Below are 23,411 nucleotides of genomic sequence, written 5' to 3'. Positions count from 1 at the left end.
ACCAAGCTTTAATATGTTTGGAGCGATTTGATGACACAACAAAAATTAGATAAATATGAAATTATGGACGTTAGCTTACTAGCAGGTAAAATTATGTTAGAAAGCGGAGCAGAAACGTATCGAGTAGAAGACACAATGATGCGGATTGCAGCGTCTTACGGTATAAAAAAATCCCACAGCTATGTGACGCCAACAGGGATTATGTTTTCACTTGAAACGAAAGAACCGACGAAAACGAAGTTAATTCGTATTTCGGAACGAACGACAGATTTAAAAAAAGTAACCATGGTAAATAGCGTCTCAAGAACAATCAGTCAAGGACACATCTCCTTGGAGGAAGCGTATGAAATGCTACAAGAAATTGAAGCAACGAACGTAGCTTTTCCACTATGGGTTCAACTTGCAGCTGCATCCATTTCTAGCGGATGCTTTTTAATCATGTTTCAAGGTTTATGGTCGGACTTTATTCCAGCTATGTTTTCAGGAGGTCTCGGATTTTTAACCGTGGTGTATTTCCACCGTCTTATTCCGATTCGCTTTTTTGCTGAGTTTACCGCTTCGTTAGTTATTGGACTTTTATCAGCTCTTTTAGTTGCTTCAGGACTAGGCACGCAAATTGATAAAATTATTATTGGATCCGTTATGCCTCTCGTTCCTGGCTTATCCATTACCAATGCAGTGCGAGATTTAATGGCAGGACATTTACTGTCTGGATTATCAAAAGGAGCAGAAGCGTTTCTGACGGCATTCGCTATCGGTGCAGGTATTGCCATTGTATTTACGCTTCTATAGAAGGGAGGCATCATATGCATATCGTAGAGCAGATAATTACAAGTTTTATTGCTTCAGCAGCATTTGGGATCATTTTTAATGTTCCACGTGAATCATTATTAAAAAGTGGCTTTGTCGGAATGATTGGCTGGCTCATTTACTATTTGCTAACGTTCTATGGCGTAGATGAAATTCCAAGCACAGTTGCATCGGCCTTCTTTATTGCTATTATTAGTCAAATTTACGCAAAAATTTACCGAACGCCGATCATTATTTTCACCGTAGCAGGTATTATTCCGCTAGTTCCAGGAGGAACAGCATACGATGCCATGCGTAACTTTGTAGAAAATAACTATAATGAAGCGATTAGTCTTGCAGCGAAAGCTTTTATGATTTCAGGTTCAATTGCCATTGGTATTGTGTTTTCTGAAGTCATCAACCAAATCATTCGTCAATCTAAATTAAATGCCAAAGCAAAATATCGACCGTAGAGAAGCAAGCTCAAATCAGAGCGTGCTTTTTTTATGAAAAAAATAAAGAGATCCTTCACTTTTTTGTCACAAGAAAGTCACGTTTTAGTCTAAAAACGTTCAAAAAATGTACGTGCACAGCTAAAAAAATAGACTATACTATGTAGATAGAAAGAGAGATATTACATATGTATGTGAAACATTGAGCATATATCTCGAATTATTATGCTCAATGTTTCACAATGTAAGTAAAAGATGCTCAGAAATAAGCAAAGTATCTACGGAAATGATGAATGTTCTTATATATGAGAGGAGAAAGAAGATGGATACAGTTATACTATCACGTATTCAATTTGCATCAACGACGCTGTTTCATTTTATCTTTGTACCGCTATCTATCGGTCTTGTCTTTTTAGTAGCGATCATGGAAACGATGTACGTAGTAAAAAAAGATGAACAGTATAAAAAAATGGCAAAGTTTTGGGGGCACTTATTCCTGATTAACTTTGCTGTCGGAGTCGTAACAGGTATTTTACAAGAATTTCAGTTTGGCATGAACTGGTCAGAGTACTCACGGTTTGTAGGAGATGTATTCGGTGCGCCGCTTGCTATTGAAGCACTGCTCGCGTTTTTTATGGAGTCCACTTTCCTCGGACTGTGGATTTTCGGGTGGGATCGTTTGCCTAAATGGCTGCACTGTCTATGTATTTGGCTTGTTAGTCTAGGTACTATTTTTTCAGCGTTCTTTATTTTAACGGCTAATTCTTTTATGCAGCATCCGGTTGGAATGGAGCTGAATAATGGACGTTTAGAAATGAATGACTTCTTTAAATTGTTAACAAACGGTCAGCTGTGGGTTGAATTCCCTCATACCATTTTAGGTTCGTTTGCAACAGGCGCCTTTTTTATCACGGGTGTCAGTGCCATTATGCTCTTGAAGAAAAAACATGTGGCTTTTGCCAAAAAATCATTTCAAGTTGCCATTATTGTAGGGTTAGTTTCAGGTGTAGGAATTGCGTTATCTGGTCATGAACAGGCTGGATACTTAGTTAAAACACAGCCGATGAAAATGGCCGCAAGTGAAGGATTATGGGAAAACAGCGGGAGTCCAGGCGCTTGGACGGTAACAGCAAATATTCACCCCGATGAAAAGAAAAATACGAGTGAAATCAAAATACCTTATTTATTAAGCTTCTTATCATACGGGAAATTTTCAGGTTCCGTTCCTGGGATGAACCAGCTGCAGGAGCAGTACACGGCGAAATATGGAGCAGGAAATTATATTCCACCCGTTCGGACAACATTTTGGAGTTTCCGCATTATGGCTGGTCTAGGTGGGGTATTATGTGCATTAGGTATTTGGGGCACGTACTTGCTTTCTCGTAAAAAACTTCAAGAAAGCAAACTATTTTTACGTATTATGACGATTGCCATTGCCTTTCCGTTCCTTGGAAGCTCAGCAGGTTGGATTATGACAGAGATTGGCCGTCAGCCTTGGGTTGTATTTGGCTATATGAAAACGGAAGATGCCGTGTCTCCTGGTGTAACAGCAGGTGAATTGCTGTTTTCTATTATCTCGTTTTCGTTCTTTTATTTAATTTTAGCTGTGATTATGGTGTTCTTGTTCGTTAAAGAAATTAAAAAAGGTCCAGATCACGATCACGAAGCACATACAAAAGTAGTATCAACTGATCCGTTTACAAAGGAGGGATACAATGTTTTCTCTTAATGAATTCTGGTATTTACTAGTATCCATTCTGTTTGTTGGTTTTATCTTTTTAGAAGGCTTTGATTTTGGGATTGGCATGGTGTCTCGTTTTTTAGGAAGAAACGAATTAGAGCGACGAGCTTTTATTAATACAATTGGTCCTTTTTGGGATGCAAATGAAGTTTGGCTAATTTCAGCAATCGGTGCTATGTTTGCCGCTTTTCCAAACTGGTATGCAACGCTATTAAGCGGGTCATATGTTCTTTTTGTTCTTCTTTTGCTTTCGCTTATTGGCCGCGGTGTAGCATTTGAATTTCGAGGGAAAGTTGAAAAACAAGCGTGGAAAAATGCATGGGATTGGGTTATCTTCTTTGGAAGTCTTTTTCCACCGCTCATTTTTGGTATCTTATTTTCAGCGCTAATGAAAGGACTGCCTGTTGAGCGCAACATGCAAATGAATGCCGGCTTTTCCGATATTGTTAATCTATATACCATCACAGGCGGCGTTACGTTAACAATGCTTTGCTTATGGCACGGACTTATTTTTGCGACGATCCGTACGATGGACGATATTAGAGATCGTTCACGGAAAGTCGCTATGAAGCTTTTGCCTATAAATGCCTTATTACTTCTTATCTTTTCAGGCATGACGTTTTTTGAAACAGATTTATTCAGTAATCATAGCCGCTTGATGCTATATACATTTTTCATCGGTATTTTCGTGTATTTACTAGCAGGATTTTTCCTTACACGTAAAAAAGACGGATGGGCATTTGCTATGTCTGGCTTAATTTTGATTTTATCAATTTCCTCTATATTTGCAGGATTGTTTCCAAACGTTTTGGTTAGTTCAATCAATGAAAGCTATAGTTTAACGATTCATAATGCAGCATCAGGGAATTATTCCTTAAAGATTATGTCTTACGCTGCTATTGCGTTACTGCCTTTTGTGTTAGGTTATCAAATTTGGAGCTACTACGTTTTCAGAAAGCGTGTAGATCATAAGGAGCATATGGAGTATTAATGGGTAGAAATTTAATGGTTTACAACGGAATAAAAATGGTTCTTGCCATGTTAATAGGGCTTATTACTATTCAAAGTGTAGCCATTATTTTTCAAGCTAAGTGGCTCGCCGAAGTAATTACCGCTCTTTTTCATGGTGAAAGTTTAACTTCGCAGACAAAAGCAATCGGATTGTTTTTGTCTGCCTTTATGGTTCGTCAGATCATAGGTTTTATAGTGAAAAAAACGTCATATCAATTTGGAGTCAAAACGACTCAGGAACTGCGTTTGATAGTCATGAAAAGCATTTTTGCATTAGGACCGCGTTTTACCAAAGATGAAGGAACAGGAAACTTGGTGACGCTCATCACCACAGGCCTACAGAAGCTTCGCGCTTATCTCGAGCTGTTTTTGCCTAAACTGGCCGCCATTAGCGTTACACCTTGGCTAGTGCTTGCTTTCGTTTGGTATCATGATCGGCTTTCAGGCATTATTTTACTTGTGACCATGCCAATTTTAATTTTATTTATGATTTTGCTCGGACTGGCTGCACAAAAAAAAATAGATAGCCAATGGGAGACATATCACGTGTTGTCGAACCACTTTGTAGATTCGCTTCGAGGGTTAGAAACTTTAACATTTCTCGGGAAAAGTAAGGAGCATGCTGAAACGATTGAAAGAGTCAGTGACCGTTATCGAAAAGCGACAATGGGAACGCTCCGAATTGCTTTTTTATCTACGTTTGCTTTAGATTTCTTTACGATGTTATCTGTAGCCATCGTAGCTGTTATGCTTGGTTTGCGGCTGGTGAATGGTTCGATGACATTAGAGCCTGCACTTATGATTTTATTGCTGGCGCCTGAATACTTCCTGCCGATACGAGAAGTTGGAAATGATTACCATGAAACATTAGACGGAAAAGAATCCGGAGATGCATTACTTAAGATTGTGAAGCAGGCTGAAAAAACGCCGACTAAAAAAGAAGATGTTCCTAGTTGGACTGAAAGCAGTGAACTTCAATTAAGGCATATCACCGTCAAATATGACGAAGAGCATCCACCTTCCCTTGAAGATGTGTCACTGCATGTTAAAGGAATGAAGAAAATTGGAATCATCGGAAAAAGCGGCGCTGGAAAATCGACGCTTATTGATATACTAAGCGGCTTTGTGCAATCTACAGAAGGCTCTGCTGAAGTAAACGGCGTGCCAATTGATTTACGCTCAGATGCTTGGCAAAAGCAGATTACGTATATCCCTCAGCATCCATTTATTTTTAATGGAACAGTAAAAGAAAATATTGAATTTTATCAAGATAGAGGCGGCTCATATGATTATGAAGATGCTTTAACGAAAGCAGGGCTTTTATCTATGATTCAACAGATGTCTGATAAGGAAAATGAAATGATCGGAGATGGAGGACGGCAGCTTAGCGGCGGCCAAGCTCAAAGAATTGCTCTAGCAAGGGCATTTCTAAGCGACCGCCCTATTATTATGCTTGATGAACCAACGGCACAAGTCGATATTGAAACGGAATATGAATTAAAGCAAGATATTTTAACGATGTTCCAAGAGAAGTTATTTATTTTAGCTACACACCGTCTGCATTGGATGAAAGACATGGATCTCATTGTTGTAATAGAGGACGGAAAAGTTGCAGAAATCGGTAATCATCAAGAACTGATTCGAAAAAAAGGAGCTTACTATCAATTTTTACATGAAGAGGAGGAGATATGATGAAATATAAAAGTTGGATATGGCCCTACTTTAAAACATATAAATATCGTATCTTTTCTATTTTATTACTAAGCATGTTAACGATTGGTTCTGCTTGCGCGTTAATGTTCACGTCAGGTTATTTGATTTCAGCTTCTTCCTTACGGCCAGAAACGATTTTATTGGTGTATGTTCCAATTGTACTTGTGCGTACATTTGGTTTAAGCCGAGCCGCTTTCCGTTATGCGGAGCGTCTTGTCAGTCACGATTTTATTCTTCGTATTTTAGCTAAAATGCGTACACGTCTTTATCATTTGATTGAACCGTTAATTGCTACATCTCGCTATCAAACAGGAGATGTTTTAGGAGTTCTCGCGGAAGATATTGAAAGTTTACAAGACTTATTCTTGCGTACCATTCTTCCAACAATTTCAGCTGTTATTTTATACGTTATTTCGATTGTAGCTTTAGGATTCTTTAGCCTAAAGTTTGCATGTTTGATTGCCATCTATTTATTTTTATTAGTAGTAGTGATGCCGCTTTTTTCCCTTTGGCATATGAAGGCAGCCAATCAGCGATATAAATCAAGCAAAGCACAGTTATATGCCAAGGTCACAGACGGCTTTTTAGGAGTGGCTGATTGGGTGTTAAGCGGTCAGCAGCAGTCATTTTTTCATTCGTATAACAAAACAGAAAATGAGTTAGACGGCATGGATCGTAAGCTTAAACTATGGACGTATTATCGAGAATTGTTTGGACAACTTGTTGTAGCAGGTTTAATTGTCACAATGATTTGGTTTGGGGCTTCTCTTTTTGCAGATAAAGAGCTTGCAGGTGTGTTTATTGCTGCTTTTATTTTAGTAGTATTTCCTTTATCTGAAGCGCTGCTGCCAGTATCTAATGCAGTAGAAAAGATTCCTCAGTTTGAAGAATCATTAAATAGAGTACAGGCAATGGAAAAGAACTGGGAAGATGTGAACGAAAAGAAAAAACATACTCTTTCTCTACCTTATAAAGGTTCATGGAATTCGGTTAGATTAAAAGTTGAGCATGTAAGCTTTCGCTATAGTAATGAGGAGGAGTCAGTAATTCATGATCTTTCATTTCAAGTCGAGCAAGGGAAAAAAATTGCGATTCTTGGCAAGAGTGGAGCTGGAAAATCGACTCTATTAAAGTTGCTGCAAGGCTCCTTAGTACCTACAGAAGGTACAGTTCAGCTAAACGGTCAGTCTGTTGCTGAAGTTCGTGAAGATATACCAAAACTCATCTCTGTATTAAATCAAAATCCTTATTTATTTAATACAAGCGTAGCCAACAATTTATTACTAGCTAATGAAGAGGCCACAAAAGAAGAAGTAATTGAGGCCATGAAGCAAGTGAATATGCACTCCCTTGTGGAAGGTTTGCACCAAGGATATCAAACGCCGATGCTCGAAACAGGTCAGCGCTTCTCGGGAGGAGAACGTCAGCGGATTGCGTTAGCACGTGTTCTGCTTCAGCATACGCCAATTGTTATGCTAGATGAGCCAACTGCAGGGTTGGATGCTATCACTGAAAAGCGTCTGTTATCCACTATCTTTGAAACTCTTCAAGACAAAACCCTAATTTGGGTTACGCATAATTTAGTTGGGATGGAAAAAATGGATGAAATCTTATTTTTCCAAGATGGTAAGATAGCCATTCGAGGAACGCATGACGAATTACTTGCGACGAACAGTCACTATCAAAAGCTATATGAATTGGATCATCCGGCAAAAAGCCTTTAGCAGAAGCTAAAGGCTTTTTATTATTTGATAATAAAGTGAAATTCGACAAACACGAGTAAAATATGTGTCGAATGAAAGAAAGAAAGCAGTTTGGATTCAAAGAAAAGAGTATGCGTTTAGCATTTTTGAAAAAGTGGTAAAACAAGGTAGTGTTTGTTTCTTCCTGTATAACATCGGTTTATTTTAGGGAAAATATATACACATTATGCGAACGAGAGAAGGAAGATACAATGGAACCTATGCTTATACATATCACGCTCGTAGTGGGACTAGGAGTTCTATCTCAGTGGCTGGCTTGGAGATTTAAGTTACCAGCAATTGTCGTGATGTCAATTATCGGACTACTAACAGGCCCTATTTTAGGTTTAATTGATCCTAAAGCACAATTTGCTCAGCTTTTTGATCCTTTTGTATCGATTGCTGTAGCTGTTATTTTATTTGAAGGCAGCTTGAATTTAGACATGAGAGAGGTAAGGGGAATCGAAAAGCCCGTGTTTCGCATTGTGACGCTCGGAGCCATGCTAGCTTGGATTTTAGGCTCTTTAGCTGCTCATTATATAGCGGATTTATCATGGGCGGTGGCAATTGTTATCGGAGGGCTTTTTATTGTGACGGGTCCAACCGTGATTTTACCTCTTTTACGACAAGCTAAATTAAAACCAAAACCAGCAGCGATTTTAAAATGGGAAGGTATTATTGTTGATCCATTTGGTGCACTGCTGGCCGTTTTTTCGTTTGAAATTGTTCAATTTTTAGTGCTGAGAGAAGTGAGTGGAAAAACAATTCTCTTTTTCTTTGCAGCCTCTATTATTGCTGTTTTAATAGGGTGGCTTCTTGGCCGCGGAATAGGATGGATGTTTCAAAAGGGTCATATTCCAGAGTATTTAAAATCTCCGGTCGTATTTATTGTCGTTATTGCCTGCTTTACGGTAGCTGATGAAATTAAGCATGAAACAGGTCTTCTAGCAGTAACAGCGATGGGGATTACGCTTGCTAATATGCATATTTCATCTATTAGTGATATGCGACATTTTAAAGAAAACATTTCGGTTCTATTGACTTCTACTATTTTTATCATGTTAACGGCTGGACTGACGATGAAGACCATTACTGAAATTTTTCATTGGAATATTATTTTGTTTGTTTTACTTATGCTGTTTATTGTCAGACCTGTCTCCATCTTTTTATCAACGGTAGGGACAGATTTATCTATAAAAGAAAAAATACTGATTGGCTGGATTGCCCCGCGCGGAATTGTAGCGTTAACGGTCTCGAGCTACTTTGCGAAAGTACTAATTGATGAAGGATTTAAAGATGCTTCCATCCTAACAACTCTGACATTTGCTTTAGTGTTTGCTACGGTTTGTGCACACGGTTTTTCCCTTTCATGGCTAGCTAAGAAGCTTGATTTATCAATTGGAGAAGAACCTGGTATTTTGCTTGTAGGAAGCAATGATTTTACGGTTGCCTTTGCTTCCAAGTTAAAACAGCTGGGCTATCCAGTATTAGTTGCTGATTCTTCGTGGGAGCGTTTAAGAGTTGCGCGCAGAGCGGAAGTAGATGTGTATCACGGAGAAGTTCTAGCTGAGCAAACGGAATATCATCTAGATTTAACTCCTTATGAATACGTGATTGCTGCAACTGAGTTAGATGCATATAATGCGCTTGTTTGTACTGCTTTTCTTCAAGATATGGGGCGGAACAATGTTTTTCAATTGAGCATTCGTGACCGAGAAGATTCAAGAGAAGACGTCGATGAAATTATGCACACAGTAAGAGGACGCATGCTCTTTAAGAAAGGAATTACGTGGGAGTTTCTGCATCATAAAATGGAGCACGGATATACGATTTACAATACAAAAATTACGGATGAATATACGTATGAAACATATCTTGAGGAGAAAAGCGATGATTCTCTTTTACTAGCAGTGAGCAAGCAAGGAAAGGCATTGAGTTTTTTTGCTCATGATCAAGAAATAAACGTTAATGCGGGTGATACGGTATTAAGCCTTCAGCCATTAAAAAGATAAAAAAACAGGCCTTCAATGGCCTGTTTTTTATGCTTGTCTTTGTTTAAAATGAATGACGAACAGATAAGCAGCAGCTGCTGCAAAATAGATGGTAACGGCTGGTGCGGTGAAGACATGCCCAGCTACAAAAGCAATTCCAAGAGCTAATACAATTGCTGTACTATACATCATAAAGCTTTCATCCAGAAGCTGTGATGGGTCTTTAAATAATCGAACCAACACGGTTAAACCAACTACTAGAAGTGGAAGAACCCATAGTAAAAATCCGATGATACCTAAAGAGAAAAACAAATCATAAAAATCCATTTCAATCATCTTTGGCGGAAGCTGCTTGGTATAGTCACCAGAAAAGCCCATACCTATCATTTTTCGTGCAATAGGTGCTTTTGCATACTCTTCCTTATGATGAGCTAAAAATTGCTCACGGCTGCTTAGAATCAGATTTTGAATATCTTTGTCATCTAAATTTGATTCCTTTTGTTTTTTCTTTTTAGCAGGCTTTTCTTTTTCTTTCTTTTCCGGCTTTTCTTTCTCTGTTTTCTCTTTTTTAGCTTCTAACATATCGATGTGCGTATATGTGTTTTTATAAGCTGGAGAAATCGGAGTAGTTGCTCCGGTTACAATTAAAAGCAGAATTGAGATTACTAAGTTGGCTTTAATTAAGCTGCGTTTATTCGTAAATAATTTTGCAAATAAGACAACTGTTGCTACAACTAAAGAAAGAATAACGGCACCTAAGCCTACTTTCGTTCCAAGCATGATGGATGAAACGGCTAATAAGATAAAAGGAATCCAGTAATAAGCTTTTGAAAACGAACGTACTTTATCTAAAGCTAAAAGCAGTGTCAGAGGAAGCAAAATAGCAATGGTTGCCCCTAGCTCATTCGCTGCATAAAACCAGCCTTTGAATCCGATTTTATTATACTGATAACTCTCTAGTGCTGTACCTGTTAGCATTGTACCGATAAAAACAATACTGATGATGAGTGAAGCAGTCAATAAGTTTTTGCTCAGTATTCTTTTTACATCCACAGACGATCGATAATGTGAAAACATCACAATCATTCCAAGTAAGGTAACGTTCATATAAACAACCTTATTGAAAAATTTAATTTCTTGCCCAATATAATAAGGATCTTTCCATTGATGATTTAAGTAGATATTGAGTCCAAGAAAGAGTGCAAAAGCAATAAGGTAGATAATCGAATATCTAGCCCATTTTGACTGTTTGGCAAACACTAAAAGTAGGACACCTGCAAAAATCATATATAGAAAGCGAATAACAACCCCAATTGAGAGACCACTATCCATGTTCAAAACCATGTACGTCGTTAGCATATCAATAATTGGCTGAATTGAAATAAAACCAACGAACAGAAAAAATAACCAGTATGTGTTCTTCATATAGTACTCTCCTGTTTTACGTGAATTAACGTTTTCTTTTAACTAAAAGCATAACACCTTCTACTCTGCATAATAGCGTCGACATTAAGTATACTAAACCACCTGCAATACAGACAATACCAAATCGTAAGATAACATGTAATGAATTCAAAAATGCGATGTCCTTTAAGAAGAACATGACGATAGCAACAGGTACGGAAGCTAAAAGAATTTTTCCTGTTTCTTTCACTAGATATCCGTAATGGAAGTGATTGATTTGTTTTGCCAGCATAACGAATACGATGGCCGTGTAGAAAAAGGCAACCACTGACATGGAAAGTGCTAATCCTTGGTATCCCATAAATTTAGTGAAAATCATGTTAAAGATGATATTTAACACAATGGATAATAAGCCTGCTCTCATAATAAGATAACCTTTTTGAAGAGAATAAAATCCTTTTGCAAGAACAGCTTGCAGCGAATAGAAAAACACCGAACCTAGGTAATAATAAGATACATCCGTTGTTTTTAACGTTGAATGTGCGTCAAATGCACCGCGCTGATAAGCAATCATTACAATGTCTTTCATATAAAAGATCATAATAACAATCGTCGGAATTAGCAGCATCAGCATAAACGTAATCCCTTTTTCAATTCCTGATTTAAAGCGTTCTTCATCTTTTTCAGAAATGGCTCTTGCAATCAGCGGATAAATAATGGTTGCGACCGTAACCCCGAATATTGCCTGGGGAATACTTACAAGTCTGAAGGCGTAATTTAAGTATGAAATAACACCTTCACCAAAGGAGCCAGCAAAGAAGAAGTTTACAGTTAAATTAATTTGACCGACCATAATGGTCACACCAACAGGGATGAATACTTTATAAAAAGCCACCACTTCATCACGGTCAATTTTTTGCTTCCATAACAGCAGATGCTGCGGTTTAAAATAGACAACTTTAATTAAGAAAGAAGCAATTGTTCCTATAAAATAGCCAAGAGCAATTGCATAGCCGCCCATAATTGAATGTAATAGGATTGTACTTAAAATCGTAAATAGTACGACAACCGTTTGAGAAAACACGGAGAAAGAATATTGACTTCGTGCATCAAATACACCTTCGTATACGGCATTCACTCCAACTAGTGAAAGAGATAAGAAGTACATAACGCCCGTATAAATTCCTAGTTCAATTGCTGCTTTGGAAAAATTAGAATACGAAGCGGGAAAGTAAAAGAAAGCGGCAATTGATCCGAGAACCGAAATAATGAAACAAATAAGAAAGGTTGATTTAACAATATTAGTCAAATGAACCTTTCCTTTATTTTCTTTTTCATAACGTAAATAACTAGGAATAAACGCATCCTTCATCCCCGTTAACATAAATAAAATAAAAGCGTTTGGAATGATCATTGCTGCGTTGTATGAATCGACGATATAACTTGTACCGAAATAGTTAGCAATAACTAAATCACGAATCATACTAGAAAATTTCAAAAATAATGTTGATATGAGCAGTAAAATGCTCGCGAATTTTAAGTTTTTCATGCGAAACTCCTACCTTTTCAAGTTATCTCATCAACTATTAGCAATAAAGAAGCATCCGACAATTAGAAGAATACAGCCGATAACTTGTTTTGTTGTAACTTTTTCTTTAATTAGAAAGTAACCGAATGTTAATGTCCAAATATACGTAATAGACGTGAGCGGAAATACAATAGAATAAGGTAACAGCGTTAAAACATACACGTTAAGCAGAGCTGCCGTCCCGTAAAAAAGGCCGCCACCCACAAAGCAAATAAGCGCTAGCTTTATCTTTTTTTCATTTAAATACGTAGAAATATACTTGAAAAAGACAGCTCCAACTGAACCTAAAAGGGTCATAATAATTAAAAGCGGGATACTATTCATCTTGGCCACCTACTAAAATTACACCTACGATAATAATAAGAGTACCGACCAGCTTCATAGGGCTAATGGTTTCATTTAATAGAAAGAAACCAAGAGCAATGCTGATTACGTATCCTAGGCTTAAAAATGGATGAAGTAAGGAAACTCTTTCAAATTTAAAAGCGGCAATCATAAAAACCGCTCCTAATCCATAAAGAAAAAAACCAATAATTAAATTTAAGTTAAATGAAGCTTCGGACAACTTCCAAAAAAGTTGTCCAACAGCTGTAAACAGGGAAGCCACGATAATGAGTGTGATTCCTAGCTTTTTGTTGTAATTGCTCTCCATCAGGAGGTCACATCCCTTTCTTTCTGATCAAATCGGACAAAAGGAAGACCAATAAAGAAGAAAGACACAAATACGCTTGCTAATAAATATCGAAAATCTTGAGCCGGCAATGCCGCAAGAACAGAAAGCGTGTTAAGAGCCCAAGGAATGACGATAATAAGTGACGTAATTCCTCTTCGAATCACTAGCATTAATGAAAATAATAAAATGACACAGTGATAAAAAGCTGGTTTCCATAAGAATGTAAAAACAGGGTGCTTAAAAATAGCTAAGTAAGCATTGGCAGTATGCGTAATAAACGGCTCGATTACTTTATTTTTAAGACCTAAATCATTGCCGTAATAAATGTTGGTTACATACGTATCTGTGTAACCATCTTTAAAAGGATTGATTTGCCATACTAAAGCCGTTTGTTTGAGAAAGCCTTCCGTTGCTAGATAAGGATTTTTGATGACAATGCTAGCATAATTCTTAAAATAAAGACCTAGATCATTAAAAATAAACTCGCGGTCGTAGTATTTCCAAGTGAATTTAATAGGATCGCTTTTATATGGATTGTACTTTTCTTTCCACAATTCAATAGGAAGCACTTTATTAAAATATTCGCGCTCTTCTCTTGACATCTCCCCATCATTTGAAATGATGTTTGCGATTTGTTGAGTTGGGATAGACAAAGCTTCATTTGGATCCGAAGGCTGTACATCAAGCCAAGTGAACACAGGGCCTGTAACAATCTTTTGTAAAATAAAGACGACTAAGAAAATCGTGACAAGAGGTTTCCAATTTTTTCTGAATAAGACGATCATTAAAAGGAAAGTCAAAACAAATACAGGAAAACCATTATGTCTAAAGAAAGCTACTCCAAATGCGGAAAGTAAAAGTAAGAAAAAGCCTGCTTTACTTTTAATCCAAGCACCTTCTGATAAATAGATTTTTGCAATATTCACCGTAAAAAACAGCAGAAAAGCACTGTATAAAATATCTTTCCAAATAATAATTGAAAAGATTAAAAAGCTTGGAATAATGACAATAATAGCTGTTAAAAGTCCAATCATAACAGGGTGTGCTTTGCGTTTAATGAAAAAGTCAAACGTATAGGCGTATATGCTTACTACAACAACAATTTGCGTGAATGCTACAATTCCTGGGTTATCCCATATTTTTGTCAGCAGCATAATCAGCCACGTAATCATAATAGGATGCCAATCGTTAAATTCTCCGTTATGTGCCTGTCTCCACTGTGCTAATGAATCGGGAGTCATGGCCGCTGGGAAAAAGGCGAACCAGTAATATAGACTAACAGCTAAAATAAGAATCGTAACAATTCCTAGGTAACGCTTTGGGTGTGCAAATTTATAGTGAAAATCGTTTATCTGTTTGATAGCGCTGAGTACAGCGGCCGTCAGCAGCATTGCCAATAAAGTACGGCTGATGGCATACAAAACGAGTGAAAAAATAGTTGAGCTCGTCATATGTAAGTTATCTAAAAGCGAAAACTGTACGATAAACGAAAAAACAATCAGCAATAGCCATTCTAGCGGTTTAAATGAAGCATAAGCTCTATTTTTATAAATAAAAATAGAGCTTATGATGGTAAATACAAGTGCAGCAAAAAGGGAAAGATATTGAACACCGTCTGGATTACCAATACTTAAACCGATAAGAATAATTAAAGCTGTTACTGTAAGCAGCAAAATACTTTTTTTATTCTTCATCATTGTTATTCTCCTACTTGTTCAATCTGTTCAATTTTTTTATTTAGTTCTAATTCATATTGCTTGCGATTTAATGAAGCGATTGTATCTAGAATTAATCCACAGACGAAAGATAAAACACCTAACACCATCAATCCAGTTGCTAAGATAGATGAAGGTACTTTAGTAATAAAGCCTGTATCAAAAAATTCATAAAGTACTGGAGCACCAACAGCTAATCCTGCGACAATAAATAACACTGTCCAAATGGAGAAGAACTGAAGCGGCTTGTACTCTTTAAATAACGTAAAAATCATTCGTAACACTTTAAATCCATCAGAGAACGTATTAAGTTTCGATTCGCTGCCTTCAGGTCGATCGCGATAATCGATCGCGATTTCTTTTAGGCGGAAGCGTTTATCTAACGCGTGAAGACTCATTTCTGTTTCAATTTCAAATCCCGGGCTCATCACAGGTATTGATTTTACAAATAATTTATCGTACGCACGATAACCTGTCATGATATCTTTAATGTTGCTTTTGTACAGGCCGTTAATTAAAGAACGTACTAAGTTGTTACCAAAATTATGGAAAGCACGTTTGTTTTCTTCGAGATACGTTCCGTTTGATAAACGATCTCCAATGACCATGTTAGCTTCTCGATTTCTAATAGGCTCAATTAATTGATGAACAAATTCTGCAGGATACGTATCATCCCCATCTACCATGACATAACAATCTGCATCAATTTCTTGAAACATCGAACGTACAACGTTTCCTTTTCCTTGCTTGAATTCTTTTTTGACGATTGCCCCGTGTTCAAGTGCAATTTCACTTGTGCGATCTTTTGAATTGTTATCGTACACATAAATATCTGCACTAGGCAGTTCGCGTTTGAAATCGTCAATTACTTTTCCAATTGTTACTTCCTCGTTATAACAAGGAATTAAAACTGCGACTTTCATTTTTCCACCTCATCAAAAAAAATTGTTGGGAGTTGTTCAGCAATTACATCTACTGTGTAGCGGTTTGCTGTTTGTAACGCCTGTTGAGACATTTGCTGTTTCACATCTTCAGGAAGATTAATAAAAGCCTGTAGCTGTGAAGCTAGTTCGTCTACATTTTTAGGCTCAAAGAATAGACCATTCTTTCCGTCTATAATGTAATCTTTTAGACCACCAATCTGACTCCCAATTACGGGTGCTCCGCAAGCCATAGCTTCGAGGCCGACTAAGCCCAAACTTTCTCCTTTTCTTACGGTCGGAAACACGAATGCTTCAATCGCATTATATACGTAAGCAAGAGAGGACTGAGGAAGGAGAGGGAAATGGATGACTTTTTCCTCTAGGCCCAGAGTCTTGATCATTTCCTTAAATGCAGCTTCGTCTTTTCCGCTTCCAACGTATAGGTATTTGTAAGAAGTGGGCATTTGTTGTTCAGCTTTTGCAATTGCTTGCAGGTAGTATTCCCATCCTTTACCCACATCAATGCGGCTTACACATCCAAGATAACGGATAGTAGGGTCCAAGTTTAGTTCTTGATAAGCTTTGCTTTTATCTGCATAAGGGTGAAACAGATCTTTATTCACTCCTCCGCTTGGAAAAATATAGATTGGGTTATGAATCTTATATTTCTCTTCAACGAGCCCTTTATAATAAGGAGAAGGAGTAATAATTTTAGTGGAATGTTGCAATAAGTCATTTACTCTAGGCTGATACTTTTCCTGTGAAGGTACTTCAGGTACAACGTCTGAACCATGCACGTTTGTCACAATCTTCACATTCTTCTTTAGCTTTTTAAGAATCAGCAGCGGAAGAGCATTATGAGATGCATAATGTACGTAAAGGTAGTCGTAGTTTTTTGTCAAGCCCGTCAAGACGACATTAGCATAATGAGAAGCATAGCTAAAAAGCTTGCTTAATTTGCTTGTCTTTTTTTGCATGACAATTTTATCAACTTGAATACCATGTTGAACTAAAATTTTTTCAGTGTTTTGAACAAATACACCATAGCTTGGGAATTGTTCCGAAGGATACATATTTGAAATCAACAAAATTTTCATGATTGTTTCACACCTATTTTTCTTTATTAGTTTATGATAATGACAACGGGTGTTCATTTAAATAGAGCTTACATGTATCATCTTACTATTAAGTTGAGCGATTTCATCGATAAACATGCAAAAATGGGTTGCATATCGCCAACATCACAATATTATAGCACACCTACTTTTTAAAATGCGAAAGTTTATCGGACACTTCTAAAACGATAGATAAAGCAGTAAAGAAGATGATTTTCACATCATCATAATCACACGAAAAAAAGCGAACGCTATTCGTTCGCTTTATGTCACTTATTTCACTTCAACGCTTACCCCAAAATGGTCGGAAACAACGGGATAATGTATGCCGTTAAAAACCACAGTTGATGACTGAATATCCTGCGCATGACTCGATAGAATTAGATCAAGGCGCAGTGCCCGTTCATTATCATCCCATCCAGCAATGTTACCTTTAACTGTAATACCGCTGTCTTTTTTGTTCGATAGAGTATACGTATCATAGAGGCCTTGGCTCAACAGGTAGTCGTAACCTTCATTTCGTCTATGAGCGTTATTATTAAAGTCTCCGAGTAGGAAAAATGGGTTATCTTTGTGTACATGAGCTAGCAGCGTATCAACTTGCTGCTTGAACGGCTCTTCCTCGTCATCCCACCAGCCAAGATGACAAGAATAAAACGTAAGGAGTTCTTTTTCATATTCGATTGTTGCTCCAACAATTCTTCTCGTTTTCCAATAGTCAATATTTGACGTTTGTGAAACAAAAAATGAATGCTCCTCAATAATCGGGTGTTTCGTTAAAATGGCAATTCCTTCTTCATACACTTCATAGCCTATATGAGATAAATCCCATACCAATTGATAGTCTTCACCTTGCTTACCCAGTTCTTTTGCTAAAAGCCAAGCGTAATTATCGCTACGAATGTAGTCATATACATAAGGTGCGTCTACTTTTTGGCTTACTTCCTGTAAAGCAATGACATCATATTTTTCTTTTTTAATTACTTCAGCTAGACAAGATAACTTGTCTAGCTGATTTTCCTCTTGCCAAGAGTGGCAATTTAACGTTAATAGCTTCATTATGTTAAGCTCCTAACAAATCTTGAATGTCGGATTTCAAAACATCCGCTTTAGGTCCATAAATAGCTTGTACCCCTTTATCTTTCAAGATTAAACCAAGGGCTCCATTTTGTTTCCACTCACTTTCTCCTGCAACGGCATGTATATCTTTTACCGTTACACGTAAGCGAGTCATACAAGCATCAACGTCTTCAATATTGTTTTCTCCGCCAAGCAGTCCAATAATGACTGGGGCAAGCGAATCATTTTTCACCTGCTTGCTGCTTGTTGCAGTTGTTTCTTCATCGATATAGTTTCCGTTACGTCCCGGCGTTGGGAAGTTAAAACGTTTGATTAAGAAGTTTGCCACTCCAAAATTTAAGCCAAAGAATACAAGGCAGGCGATGACAAAGTTCATTAAGTCAGTCCATAGTCCGGCTTTGATAATCATTGGTGTACGTGTTAATAGTTCAATTACACCAAATGAGTGTACTCGAACATGAACAATATCAACAATGGCAAAAGCCAGTCCCGTCATAATGGCGTATACGACGTATAGAAGAGGTGCCGCGAACATGAACATAAATTCAATCGGTTCTGTTACGCCTGTTAAGAAAACAGCTAGTCCAGCTGAAAAGAACATTGAACGATATTTCGAACGTTTGTCAGGATCTACGTTACGATACATTGCTAAAGCGATTCCAATTAATGACGCACAAGATAAAATCATCTGTCCTACTTTAAATCGTGCAGGTGTAACGTCATGTAAGAGCTGTTTGTAGCTGTCCATATCTCCTGCAGCGCGGAAATTATTTAAATCTGCAATCCAAGCAAGCCATAAAGGATCTTGACCAGCAACAGTGGAACCTGCTCCAGAACCCGTTAAAATTTTGTACGTACCACCTAGCTCCGTGTAGTTCATAGGAACTGTCAGCATATGATGAAGACCAAATGGAAGAAGCAGGCGCTCTAATGCTCCGAAAATAAATGGTGCTAGAATAGGAGCTGTGTCTCTAGATGTTGCAATCCACTGTCCGAAGCTGTTTAATGAACCTTGGATAAACGGCCATACAATGGATAAAAGCAGTGCCGTTACAACTGAACCACCGATGACCACAAATGGTACGAAGCGCTTACCGTTAAAAAACGAAAGGGCTTCAGGCAATTTATCATAGTTGTAATATTTATTGAATAAATTCGCGCCTAAAAACCCAGCGATAATTCCTACGAACACTCCCATGTTAAGAGCGGGAGATCCTAAAATAGATGTGAAGTAGTCTTTTACAACTAATTCTTGTCCAAACAGTGATTGAACCGTTGCTTTTGAATCTGAGAGCATTTCTGCTTTAACTCCGAAAATGGCTCCTGTAATTCGATTAATAAGAATGAATGCAATGAGTGCAGCAAATGCACCGCCAGCACGTTCTTTTGCCCAAGATCCCCCGATGGCAACAGCGAACAAGATGTGAAGATTTGTAATGATACCCCAACCTATATCTTCCATCACGCGTGCAATTGTTTGTACAGCAGTGATGTCTCCCCCAGTCATTGCAACTAGCTTTCCAAGTGAAATCATAATACCAGCTGCGGGCATAACCGCTACTACTACTAATAAAGCCTTACCAAATTTCTGCCAAAAATCAAATGAAAAGAACTTTTTCATAGTTTTTCCCCTTCCCCTATGTATGGGTTTTCATTTTATTTTTTTGATAAACTATATTTCCAAGATAGTGCAACCGTTTGCATAATCCTATTGTAATAAAAGGGCTTTCATAATGCAAGACTGTAATTTCTCTTTTTTTGAAAAATTTATTCATGAATCATAAATGATGAAAAAATTTTTATGATAAAGTGAACAATATCAACGGTATTTTAACATGATGGAATGTAATAAAAGCATTCAAATAATGGCATAAAGACAAGTACAGAGGAGGATAATATGAAAAAAGAAGAGCTACAAGCGATTATTTTTGATTTAGACGGTGTTATTGCAGATACGGTACATTTATATTATAAAGCAAATAAAAAAGTAGCAGATCAACTTAACGTTTCATTTTCTGAAGAACTGAATCAGCAGCTGCAGGGAATCAGCCGAGTGAAAACTGTAGAGCTCATTGCTGCACAAGGCAACGTACGTCTCACAGTGGAAAAAAAAGAACAGCTTGCTGATGAAAAGAATAAGCATTATCAAGCATTAATAAAGGAAATGACAAAGAATCACTTACTTCCAGGAATACAATTGTTGTTAGAGGATTGTAAAAAACAAGGTATTAAAACGGCGATTGCTTCTTCTAGTTCAAATGCAAATACTGTAGTGGATGCGTTAGGAATACGTCCTTTTTTTGATTGCATTGTGGATGTGAGAAAAATAAAGAAGGGAAAACCACATCCAGAAATATTTTTGACAGCTGCCGATCAATTAAAAGTAACACCCTATGCATGTGTGGCCATAGAAGATGGAGAGGCGGGTATAAAAGCTATTAATCAAACAGATATGGTTTCTATCGGCGTTGGTAAGCATCTGAAGGAAGAGGATATGAATTTTCACGTATATTCAACAGCTGATTTGCATTTAAAGACGATCAAAGAGGTTTTCGAAAAAGCAAGAAAAGGAACAGATTATAACAGAGCGTATACAAAAAATTAGTAAATCTTTTACATGCAAGTAGCAAAGCGCAAAAAAACATATGCTAGAATAAAATAAGAGAGCAAAGATACATAGGAAGGGGTACATCATGATTAAATGTATTGCGATCGATATGGATGGAACTTTAGTAAATAGTGAACAAGTTGTAAGTAAAGAAAATGCCCAAGCGATTAAGACAGCTCAAAAGGCAGGGGTGGAAGTTGTTATTGCTACGGGACGTTCTTATGAAGAGGCCCGTTATGTTTTAGAAGAAGCAGGACTTCATACATATTTAATTTGTGCAAACGGAGCAGAGCTTCGGAATCCACAAGGGGAAAAACAATATTCAGTAGGCATGACGATGGAATCTATTCGCGAAGTAGAAAATATTTTTAAGAAGTTTCAGTTGTACTTTGAAGTCTATACAAGTGAAGGTACGTATTCAAATGACTATGAAAAAGCTTTGTCGGTATTAATGGATATTTATTTAAGCGCTAGCTTAAAAGATAATTATGAAAAATCGTTAGAAGCGGCAAAAGAGCGTTTCAATAGCGGCAGAGTAAAGCTTATTGAAGAGTATGAAGCGTTGTTTCAAGATCCAAACAAGGACATTTATAAGCTGCTTGCTTTCTCTTTTGACGAAGAAAAGTTAGAACAGGCAAAAATAGAACTTGTGAAGTTAGATTCGATTGCAGTCAGTGCATCTGGTAAAGAAAATATTGAAATAAATGATGAAAATGCTCAAAAAGGAATTGCAGTTACATCATTTGTTCAAGAGCGCCATATTTCTTTAGAAGAAACGATGGCCATTGGAGACAATTATAACGACGTATCGATGTTTCAGCGAGTTGGACGTGCTGTAGCGATGGGGAATGCCCCTCAAGAAATTAAAGAATTTGCCCATATCGTAACAGGAACAAATGACGAGCACGGCGTAGCTCAAGCTATTTTAAATGCGCTTGAAACAGTTAAACAATAAGCAAACTAAAAAGCATGCCTTTAGGCATGCTTTTTAGTTTGTTACTTTCTCCTTGTTACGACGGTATGCACCGTGGTTTGTTGGTCCAACATATTGATTTAAAGCAAACGAATGACGAATTGCTTCTGTAATAAATTCTTTTGCTGTATAAATAGCTTGTTTGACGTCACTGCCTTTTGCCAATTCAGCGGCAATCGCAGCTGAGTATGTGCATCCAGCACCGTGCGTAAATGTCGTTTCAATACGTTCAGACTCTAAGATCTCAAACGTCTTTCCATCATAAAGCAAATCGATTGCTTTTTCATGCGCCAATTTACTTCCGCCTTTAATCAATACATATTCGGCACCAAGGTCAAAAATTTTGACGGCTGCTTCTTTCATTTTATCCACCGTTTTGATAGGACCAAGTCCGCTTAATTGACTAGCTTCAAATAAGTTAGGCGTTACGACTGTTGCTTTTGGAACTAGTACATCACGCAAGCTGACAGTTGTTTCGGGGTGAAGCGCTTCGTCCTCTCCCTTACATACCATCACAGGATCTACTACGACATTTTTTAAACCATATTCTTCAATTGTTTTTGCGGCTAGCTCAATAATTTCCACTGAGCCAAGCATACCTGTTTTTAGAGCTTGTACGCCTACGCCTTTTACAATTGTTTTCAACTGCTGTTCAACAGTTGAAACTTCTTGTGGAAATACGTTATGAGACCAGCTGTTATCGGGATCCATTGTTACAATTGTTGTTAAAGCTGTCATTCCGTAAACACCTAGTTCTTGGAATGTTTTTAAATCTGCTTGAATGCCAGCTCCGCCGCTGCTGTCAGAACCCGCAATGGTTAATGCTTTATTCATTGTCATAAAAAATCCTCCCGTATTTTAAGTTCATAGAGAAAATAGAGTAAAACTTCCACCGGTCGGTTTTTAGCTGCCCAATGTGTTTTAGATAAATTTCTTCCATTCACTTTTTCTTTTATTTTATCGCTTTTAATGTAGATATTCAATTTCTAAAAACTGTATGAATCCTAAGTGTATACTTTTGTCTTAGCCTCTTTTAACTTATGGCACAAGCACTCTTTCTTTTCATGAATAAAATAAAGAGAAACTTAAGAAAGGGTGATTCACATAAAAAAACATTCTAATCATGACAGTTATAAAGACGATTCGTATTCTTTCAATAAATCACAACCTCGCAAAAAAAACCACAAAGATTATTATATGAATTCAAATTTAACAAACAATCACTTCCGAACTGTTAAGGCAGGCACTTTAAATGTTTGTATAATTGTATTACCAGGAGCTAAAGTTGGTAGAAACTCCACAGATAATCAGTCTATAGTTCCCAATCGTGTAAAAAGAGACATAGCGGCTGCTAATAAAATATGGAAACAATATGAGAAAAACCGATTAATCCAAGGTGTTACATTTACTATTACACGTTCAGTTGTTTTTTTGGAAAACATCAGTGGCATTGTTAGTAATGCGGAAAATTTTCCAATTGGAGGGTCTAGTCATCTTACAATGGTACAAGCAATGCTTAAAACTGGCCGAAAAGTTTGTCAAAATGCTGATGTGTATGTATTTTACATGAATGGAAATAGATTTGGGCCTGTTAATTTTGATTATTCATCTACTCTCGCTGTAACTTATAATTCTTTTCCGCTTATTATTATGACAAATGCAAGTACAGATGAGTATCTTCTCGCACATGAATTGGGTCATTTTATGTTTATTACGAATCGTTTTAACGAGACGGATGATCCAGAACCTTTTCATGAACTAGATGGAAATCATAATAGAACGCCTAGTAACCTTATGTTTCCTACTCCTGAATTCTGGCCAATAGTACCGGAGATTACCAGTGAACAGATACACAAAGCTTTAAATAGTCGTGTTTTTTATAGCTAATTGTTG

At 37.3% G+C, this 23,411-nt stretch carries 20 protein-coding genes; 10 read left to right on the top strand and 10 right to left on the bottom strand.

Annotated elements, in window-relative coordinates; all coding sequences use genetic code 11:
• The first annotated feature begins 30 nt into the window (after positions 1 to 30).
• From MKY06_RS26630 to MKY06_RS26600, 7 genes are all read left to right on the top strand, one after another.
• Positions 31 to 792, top strand: a complete 762-nt coding sequence (locus MKY06_RS26630; protein WP_029319463.1) for a threonine/serine exporter family protein — start codon at positions 31 to 33, stop codon at positions 790 to 792.
• A gap of 14 nt (positions 793 to 806) precedes the next feature.
• On the top strand, positions 807 to 1,262 hold the full coding sequence (locus MKY06_RS26625) for a threonine/serine exporter family protein (RefSeq protein WP_013059882.1): 456 nt from the start codon (positions 807 to 809) through the stop codon (positions 1,260 to 1,262).
• A gap of 301 nt (positions 1,263 to 1,563) precedes the next feature.
• Complete coding sequence (locus tag MKY06_RS26620) at positions 1,564 to 2,970, top strand: cytochrome ubiquinol oxidase subunit I (RefSeq protein WP_029319462.1); 1,407 nt, start codon at positions 1,564 to 1,566, stop codon at positions 2,968 to 2,970.
• The gene (gene cydB, locus MKY06_RS26615) at positions 2,957 to 3,973 is read left to right on the top strand and encodes a cytochrome d ubiquinol oxidase subunit II (protein WP_098449250.1); all 1,017 of its coding nucleotides are present in this window, start codon (positions 2,957 to 2,959) and stop codon (positions 3,971 to 3,973) included. Before MKY06_RS26620 ends, cydB begins: the two co-directional genes overlap by 14 nt.
• Complete coding sequence (gene cydD, locus MKY06_RS26610; RefSeq protein ID WP_340961664.1) at positions 3,973 to 5,685, top strand: thiol reductant ABC exporter subunit CydD; 1,713 nt, start codon at positions 3,973 to 3,975, stop codon at positions 5,683 to 5,685. Before cydB ends, cydD begins: the two co-directional genes overlap by 1 nt.
• On the top strand, positions 5,685 to 7,430 hold the full coding sequence (gene cydC / locus MKY06_RS26605) for a thiol reductant ABC exporter subunit CydC (RefSeq protein ID WP_289920466.1): 1,746 nt from the start codon (positions 5,685 to 5,687) through the stop codon (positions 7,428 to 7,430). The genes cydD and cydC overlap by 1 nt, the downstream gene beginning before the upstream one ends.
• A 230-nt stretch (positions 7,431 to 7,660) precedes the next feature.
• Positions 7,661 to 9,460 carry a cation:proton antiporter gene (locus MKY06_RS26600; protein WP_280166969.1) on the top strand — a complete coding sequence of 600 codons (1,800 nt, stop codon included), beginning with the start codon at positions 7,661 to 7,663 and terminating at the stop codon, positions 9,458 to 9,460.
• 27 nt (positions 9,461 to 9,487) lie between these two features.
• On the opposite strand, the gene MKY06_RS26595 is transcribed toward MKY06_RS26600, so the two are convergent.
• The 9 genes from MKY06_RS26595 to MKY06_RS26555 all read right to left on the bottom strand — a co-directional run bounded on the left by MKY06_RS26595 (position 9,488) and on the right by MKY06_RS26555 (position 19,558).
• Positions 9,488 to 10,864 (bottom strand): O-antigen ligase family protein, encoded by a 1,377-nt coding sequence (locus tag MKY06_RS26595; RefSeq protein WP_078082236.1) that lies wholly within the window; start codon positions 10,862 to 10,864, stop codon positions 9,488 to 9,490.
• A 25-nt stretch (positions 10,865 to 10,889) separates the two neighbouring features.
• Entirely contained in the window at positions 10,890 to 12,392 is a 1,503-nt protein-coding gene (murJ, locus tag MKY06_RS26590; RefSeq protein WP_013059875.1) for a murein biosynthesis integral membrane protein MurJ, read from the bottom strand.
• Between the two features lie 30 nt (positions 12,393 to 12,422).
• Positions 12,423 to 12,755, bottom strand: a complete 333-nt coding sequence (locus MKY06_RS26585; RefSeq protein ID WP_013059874.1) for an EamA family transporter — start codon at positions 12,753 to 12,755, stop codon at positions 12,423 to 12,425.
• Complete coding sequence (locus MKY06_RS26580; protein WP_013059873.1) at positions 12,748 to 13,083, bottom strand: EamA family transporter; 336 nt, start codon at positions 13,081 to 13,083, stop codon at positions 12,748 to 12,750. Before MKY06_RS26580 ends, MKY06_RS26585 begins: the two co-directional genes overlap by 8 nt.
• Entirely contained in the window at positions 13,083 to 14,801 is a 1,719-nt protein-coding gene (locus MKY06_RS26575) for a DUF6020 family protein (RefSeq protein ID WP_013059872.1), read from the bottom strand. The genes MKY06_RS26580 and MKY06_RS26575 overlap by 1 nt, the downstream gene beginning before the upstream one ends.
• 2 nt (positions 14,802 to 14,803) lie before the next feature.
• Positions 14,804 to 15,742, bottom strand: coding sequence for a glycosyltransferase family 2 protein (locus MKY06_RS26570; RefSeq protein ID WP_013059871.1), 939 nt, complete (start codon positions 15,740 to 15,742; stop codon positions 14,804 to 14,806).
• Positions 15,739 to 16,839 carry a glycosyltransferase family 4 protein gene (locus tag MKY06_RS26565; RefSeq protein ID WP_078082235.1) on the bottom strand — a complete coding sequence of 367 codons (1,101 nt, stop codon included), beginning with the start codon at positions 16,837 to 16,839 and terminating at the stop codon, positions 15,739 to 15,741. Before MKY06_RS26565 ends, MKY06_RS26570 begins: the two co-directional genes overlap by 4 nt.
• 291 nt (positions 16,840 to 17,130) lie before the next feature.
• A complete protein-coding gene (locus MKY06_RS26560) occupies positions 17,131 to 17,916 on the bottom strand; it encodes an endonuclease/exonuclease/phosphatase family protein (protein ID WP_289920456.1) in 786 nt (261 codons plus the stop codon).
• A gap of 4 nt (positions 17,917 to 17,920) precedes the next feature.
• A complete protein-coding gene (locus tag MKY06_RS26555; protein ID WP_013059868.1) occupies positions 17,921 to 19,558 on the bottom strand; it encodes a PTS transporter subunit IIBC in 1,638 nt (545 codons plus the stop codon).
• A gap of 276 nt (positions 19,559 to 19,834) precedes the next feature.
• On the opposite strand from MKY06_RS26555, the gene pgmB reads away from it, so the two are divergent.
• Together pgmB and MKY06_RS26545 are read left to right on the top strand one after the other, a co-directional pair.
• Positions 19,835 to 20,542, top strand: a complete 708-nt coding sequence (pgmB, locus tag MKY06_RS26550) for a beta-phosphoglucomutase (protein WP_061859834.1) — start codon at positions 19,835 to 19,837, stop codon at positions 20,540 to 20,542.
• A gap of 88 nt (positions 20,543 to 20,630) precedes the next feature.
• Positions 20,631 to 21,500 carry a Cof-type HAD-IIB family hydrolase gene (locus MKY06_RS26545; RefSeq protein ID WP_013059866.1) on the top strand — a complete coding sequence of 290 codons (870 nt, stop codon included), beginning with the start codon at positions 20,631 to 20,633 and terminating at the stop codon, positions 21,498 to 21,500.
• 33 nt (positions 21,501 to 21,533) lie between these two features.
• Here MKY06_RS26545 and pdxK read toward each other — a convergent pair whose 3' ends face one another.
• Entirely contained in the window at positions 21,534 to 22,358 is an 825-nt protein-coding gene (pdxK, locus tag MKY06_RS26540; RefSeq protein ID WP_013085513.1) for a pyridoxine/pyridoxal/pyridoxamine kinase, read from the bottom strand.
• 357 nt (positions 22,359 to 22,715) lie between these two features.
• On the opposite strand from pdxK, the gene MKY06_RS26535 reads away from it, so the two are divergent.
• On the top strand, positions 22,716 to 23,405 hold the full coding sequence (locus MKY06_RS26535; protein ID WP_223269013.1) for a hypothetical protein: 690 nt from the start codon (positions 22,716 to 22,718) through the stop codon (positions 23,403 to 23,405).
• Positions 23,406 to 23,411: the final 6 nt, after the last annotated feature.

Origin of the sequence: Priestia sp. FSL P4-0332, assembly GCF_038005845.1 — a bacterium.
Lineage (GTDB): Bacteria > Bacillota > Bacilli > Bacillales > Bacillaceae_H > Priestia.
Note: the sequence above shows the minus strand (reverse complement) of the source record. Positions and strands in the feature narration are given on the sequence as shown.